The organism is Limnothrix sp. FACHB-881 (genome assembly GCF_014698135.1).
Lineage (GTDB): Bacteria > Cyanobacteriota > Cyanobacteriia > CACIAM-69d > CACIAM-69d > CACIAM-69d.
The window spans coordinates 23,708-29,707 of the sequence record NZ_JACJSN010000029.1 but is presented as its reverse complement, the minus strand read 5'-3'; the positions used below and the strand labels follow the sequence as shown (position 1 = coordinate 29,707).

Genomic DNA, 6,000 nt, shown 5'->3' with positions numbered 1-6,000 from the left:
ATGGCAGACCGTTTGACCCCAGCCAACTAGCGGTCGCCACAGCTCCTGGCTCTTAAGCTTTACCTTTCTTCACTCTCAGCCCCTTGCGTCTATCCGGGGAACACAGTATCTACGGGCTACTAATCGAGGTAAGGGCTGTATTCATTGGTTCTGATATTCATTGCGTTAAAGAATTGCGAATGAAAAATTCGGCGTTTTTGTCTGTAATGAGAAAAATCAATAATAGAACTTGGTCAGTAATTTAATTGACGGTTTCATCAGTTTTTGAATGGATTCAGAACCGGATCTTGAACAGCCTGCATCGTTTCTAAATTTCATAAACGAATGTTCTAGACTGGCCAGGGAGCGTCTGGGATCAAATTCTTGCGAAAAATGGGTATGTTGCTTGTTGAGCAGCTCTCCAGAAACTTCAGCGATTTGATGGCATCTTGATTTTGCTTGCGTCTTGATCTCGCTGGATCTGACTCCTACTCACTGCTTGTTGTCCTTGCCATGCATGTCTTGCGGAACTTAGGTGGCTGCTCCTTCGTGGGGGCGGGCGTTGGGGGATGTTTAATTGCGGGAATTGCGGGTTTTTTGACGATCGGGAGCCTGGGTGCTGACTCGGGGGCGGTTTGGGCCCAGTCGATCGCCCCGGCGGCCGACGGCACGGGCACGGTGGTGACTCCCCAGGGCGATCGCCTAGATATCAGCGGCGGCAGTCGATCGAGCGATGGAGCCAACCTGTTCCACAGCTTTGAACGGTTTAATCTCAACACCCAGGAAATTGCGAATTTCCAGGCCACGCCGGACTTGCGCAACATTCTGGGGCGTGTGGTGGGGGGCGATCCATCGCGAATTGATGGACTCATTCAGGTCAGCGGTGGTAACCCCAATCTGTTTTTGGTGAATCCGGCGGGTTTGGTGTTTGGGCCCAATGCTCGGCTGAATGTGCCCGCTTCCTTCACGGCCACCACGGCCACGGGTGTGAGCTTTGGTGAGTCTGGGGAATTTTGGTTCCAAGCGACAGGAGCCAATCAATACGCGAATTTGTTGGGTGACCCAACGGGGTTGGCGTTTGCCCTGTCGCAACCGGCGGGAATTTTGAACCGGGCGGGGCTGGCTGTGCCAACGGGCCAAAGCTTGAGTTTGGTGGGGGGCACGGTGTTGAGCGTGGGAACCCTGTCGGCTCCGGGGGGGCGGCTGATGGTGGCGGCGGTTCCGGGCGATCGCTTTGTGCGGTTCACGCCGGAAGGGTCGGTGCTGGCGTTGGATTTGCCGATCGGGGGGCGGCCCGGTGCGGATTTGGCGTTGGGCCCGATCGCCCCGCGAACCATTCCGGAACTGCTGGCGGGGCAACCGGTCACGGCCAATGCCTTGACGGTGCGGCCCGATGGCACGGTTTCGATCGGCCATTCTGAGGGCCCCTTGACGGCGGGTGATGTGGCGGTGCAGTCAGCCACGGCCGGAACGGCCACCCTGTCGGCGGCCCATAACTTGCTGCTGCTGTCTAGTCAGCTCAGCACCACGGGCGATTTACATTTACTGGCGGGACAAGCGGCGATCGGGCGGGACAATCCCACGAATCCTTTGCGGTTGAGCGCCGGGGGACAGTTGACCCTCTGGGGCGATCGGCAGGTGGATCTATACGGCTTGCACCACCCCGACAGCGGCATCACCAGTGATCACAATCTTTTTTTAGTGAGTTCAGGGGCGATCGCCGGGAATTTGCCCCTGCGCACGGGTGGTCAACTGTTTGTGACGCAACCAACGGGCGATCGGGTGCTGTTTCGCACGGTCTTTGAACCGATCTTTAGCGATCGCGATGGTCAAACCACCCTCGCCTTCGGCTCCACACCCGCCCGCAGCAACCGCGCTCCCTTCATTTCCTCGCCCGTGGTTGCTACCACCACCACCAGACCCACTACGCCCTCACCCAGCAGCACCAGTTCCAGCAGCAGCACCAGCACTGGCTCCACAACCCTACGCCCTGTCGTTCCTTTGAACCCCACGGGCACGGGAACAACGGGCACGAGCACAGGGACAACGGGCACGATCAACCCCGGATCCATTACCCTGATTCCCGGCACAACTAACGATCCCCCCAGTACCAATCCAACCCTGAGCAGTTCAGTGTCGCTGATTCCGGTGGCTCCCATGCAAACTGGCTCCAATTCCAGCACCACCAACACCACCGTTAGCGGCCTGAACACTTCCTTTAGCTTGATCCCGATCGCCCCTGTGGACTCAACCACAACCAATTCCACCAATTCAGAGGATGAGGACGATCGATCTGCTTTCTTGCCTGTGAAGCCGATCGTGGTGAACAACAATTCCAACACCGCTAATACCGGGAACACTGGCCCTTCATTCACGGTGGCTACGGTCAACATCAACCTTGACGGAGCAAACTTTGGTGGCTTATTGACACCAACCAATCAAGGAATCCATTTCTCTACTGGCAAGGCACCCATTTCGGCCCCTTGGGCTGCCAATGTGGATGGGTTAGTGCAGTCCACCTTGGCCAACACCACTGAACAACCGGTGAGTGCGGGGGGGAGTAGCCCAGTGGCGGGAACTGCCAATGCTGGGAATACGAACCTGATTGGCAATAACCTAAGCGCGGCCATTAGTTCCGATTCGATCGTGCAGCGGGCTAATTTGGCCTCCGCTGCCTTTGCGGCGAACCCGGCATCAGTGAACGGCGTTGCTGGCAATGCGGCCCCTGTGACCGGTGCAGTTCCCACATCCACGAATTTGTCGATCGCGCCTTCTTCTGGCCAGTCCCCCAATGCAGCGCCTTTGGTTCCGCCCTCGGGGGTAACGGATGCGGCCAACAACTCGATGGTGGGAACCTTGGCAACGGGTCTACCGGTGAGTAGTAACCCCTTACCTAACAGTGGTGCAATTGGAGAGGGTGGCTCGAACCTGGCGCATTCGGCCGGCGTGGTGAATTCCCAAGCCAACCAGGCGATTAACCAAACGGCTTTACTGGGGTCTCGATCTCCCGGTTTGGAGAGCACAAATCCCTCGGGAATCCCTGCCAACGGCCCAGTAACCGATCCAGGGCAAGTGTTGAATTTGCAAGCCTTGCGGGCCGAAACCCTGCAAGCAGCCCTTTGCGACAACACCGTTTGGTTAGATTGCCAACGCAAAGACCTTGAGCGGGCCCGCAACAGTGGCGATCGCAAGGCGATCGTGGTGGCCTTGCAGCGGTTGGGTCGGGCCCACTACCAAGCGGGTGAATATGGCGATGCGATTTTGGCCCATCGTGAAAGTCGTGATTTGGCAACGGATCAGCCCCTGTTGGCCGCGATCGCGGAAAGCGACCTGGGCAGCAGTTATGGGGCTTTGGGTCAATATCCAGAGGCGATCGCCCATTATGAGCAGGCCTTGTCCCTGTTGCGATCGAACCCTGCGCCCACGTTGGAGAGCAATATCCTGAATAACTTGGGCCTGATGGCGACCAATCAACAAAACCTGGAGCAAGCCCGCGCCTATTTTGCACAGTCCCTGGCGATCGCCCAGCAGCATCAGGATCTGAGCAACCAAGCCCGCGCCCTCACCCAAATTGGCCTGCTGGATTACCAAGCCACGCGCTACGAGGCGGCCGTGAAAGCCCATCAGGCCAGTTTGGCCCTGGCGGAACAGGCGAACGATCAACCGGCGATCGCCCGCACCCTCGATAATTTGGGCTTGGCCTACTATGCCCAAGGGGACTATGGAACTGCGGCCACGGTTCAACAAAAGGCCCTGGCCCTGTCGCAGGCCTTGGGCGATCGCCACGGTACGGCGCGGGCCCTGTCTAACCTGGGAGATACATACTATCGACTCCAAGACTTTGACGCGGCCACGGATTATCTGCAACGGGCGATCGCCTCTTGGGAACAGGTGCGCGAGAACCTGACCAGCGATGGGGCCCGGCTGGCGATTTTTGAAACCCAAGAAACCACCTACAGCACCTTGCAAACGGTGTTGATTGCGGCCCAAAAACCGGAACAAGCCCTGCTGGCCAATGAACGGGGTCGGGCCCAAGCCCTCTTGAAACTGTTGGCGGAAGAAAGCCAATGGGGCGATCGATCCGCCGCACGATCGGCCCCAGCTCCCAATCCATCGGAATTGACGGACTCGATCGACCTAGGGCAAATCCAGCGGGTCGCCCGCGAGCAGTCCGCCACGCTGATTTCCTACGCGATCGAGCGGGATACCCGAGACCACGAGGGCCAACGCCAACTCCTCGACTTAGCCATCAATATTTGGGTGGTGCAACCTTCGGGACAGGTGCATTTCCGCCAAGTGCCCTTGCCCAACAGCCAAACCCTACGCGATCAAATTCCCCTGTTGCGGTTGTTTTTGGGAACACGCACCGCCAGCCGATCGGCCCAGGCCACGGCGAACGGCAACCGGCGATCGATCACCCCCGGTTTGCGCCAGCTCCATCGCCTGTTGATTGAGCCGATCGCCGAATGGTTACCCACCCAACCGGGCGATCGATTGATTGTGATGCCCCAGCAGGATCTGTTCCTGGTGCCCTTTTCTGCCCTGCAAGATGATCAAGGCCGATATCTCATCGAGCGCCACAGTTTGGCCATGGCTCCTTCAATTCAAGTGCTCGATCGCACCCAACGCCAGGCCCAGCGCCTGCGCCAGGGAGGAACAGCCCTGACCGATCGCCCCTTGATCGTGGGTAATCCAACCATGCCGCGCCTACCCAGCAGCCGAACCAACACCCGATCGCAATTGGCCCCGCTGCCCAATGCGGAAATCGAAGCCCAATCGATCGCCCACATGTTGAACGCTCGGCCCCTGTTGGGATCCCAAGCCACCAAAGCCGCCGTCCTCGGGCAAATGGAGCAAGCCAGCCTGATCCACTTGGCCACCCATGGAATTTTGGATGCGAAACATGGCCTAGACAGCGCGATCGCCCTGGCCCCCAGCAACAGCCCAGGGGATGATGGTTGGCTGACCGCCCGAGAACTGCTGAACCTGGACTTGAAGGCGCAGTTAGTCGTTCTCAGCGCCTGCAACACTGGCCAGGGGGCAATTTCCGGTGATGGGATTGTGGGCCTATCCCGATCGCTCCTGGCGGCCGGAACCCCCAGCGCGATCGTTACCCAATGGGCCGTGCCCGACGCACCCACCGCCTTCCTGATGACCCAGTTCTATCAATTCCTGGGGCAAGGAATGGACAAGGCGGCGGCCCTGCGCCAAGCCACCCTAAGAACCATTCAGGAATATCCCGACCCGATCGACTGGGCCGCCTTCACCCTGATTGGCGACACCCGATAGTTCAGTCTCCAATAGACTCCTGCCCAGAAGGTGAGCATTGATGAATTCCCATCTCACCAGCGCTGAAAGTTGGGGAAACGATGCTATACTGCACCGAGTCGGTTCTAGCGGGGAGCAGCCGCTAGAGGTAACGGGGAAAGTTCGGTGTAAATCCGGCACTGTCCCGCAGCTGTGAAGGAGAAGCGTTTCTCCGAGTCAGAATGCCCGCCGATTCAATCCCACAAAGCACCACACATCTGCGAGGTACAGATGAACCTACAGCATTTTGCGGACGACCCCCAGAAAATTGGGTCGTCAAACTCTTACGGCGCAACATTTCAGCTCAGCACCTTGACCGTGCCTGCCTGTCCGGCAAACTTCTAAGTCCAGGCGGGCGTGGATCCTAATTCCCTCAAAGAGCTGACCGCTAGGGCGATCCAGTTTCTACCCAATGGCAAGGGCCAACCACGATGACCGGGGACTGACTATCAGGTTGCCCGATCGGTGGCTGCAATTGGGGATTTCTCCAGATTATGAGAAACCTGATCGCCCCGTCAAAATCAGCGGGACTTGGTGTCAGCGGGACTAAAAAGACCGACAAACTCAACCTTCGTCGCTCTCACCAGTGACAAACTCCAGCACAGGGGCACAACCGCCAATCTTGCGAACCTAGCCCCCAAAGCGAGACTTAGGCAACCTCAGAGTAATGCCCACACTCGCTGCATCTTGGCTGGATTAGGTCTGTTTGTCGCC

The 6,000-nt window shown here is 58.2% G+C and carries 1 protein-coding gene and 1 riboswitch; the gene reads left to right on the top strand.

Going from position 1 to position 6,000, the window contains the following annotated elements; translation table 11 throughout:
* Positions 1-492: 492 nt before the first annotated feature.
* Positions 493-5,268: a CHAT domain-containing protein gene (locus H6G52_RS17935; protein WP_190530142.1), complete on the top strand. Its 4,776-nt coding sequence runs from the start codon at positions 493-495 to the stop codon at positions 5,266-5,268.
* An 82-nt stretch (positions 5,269-5,350) separates the two neighbouring features.
* Positions 5,351-5,495: riboswitch (cobalamin riboswitch) on the top strand.
* Positions 5,496-6,000: the final 505 nt, after the last annotated feature.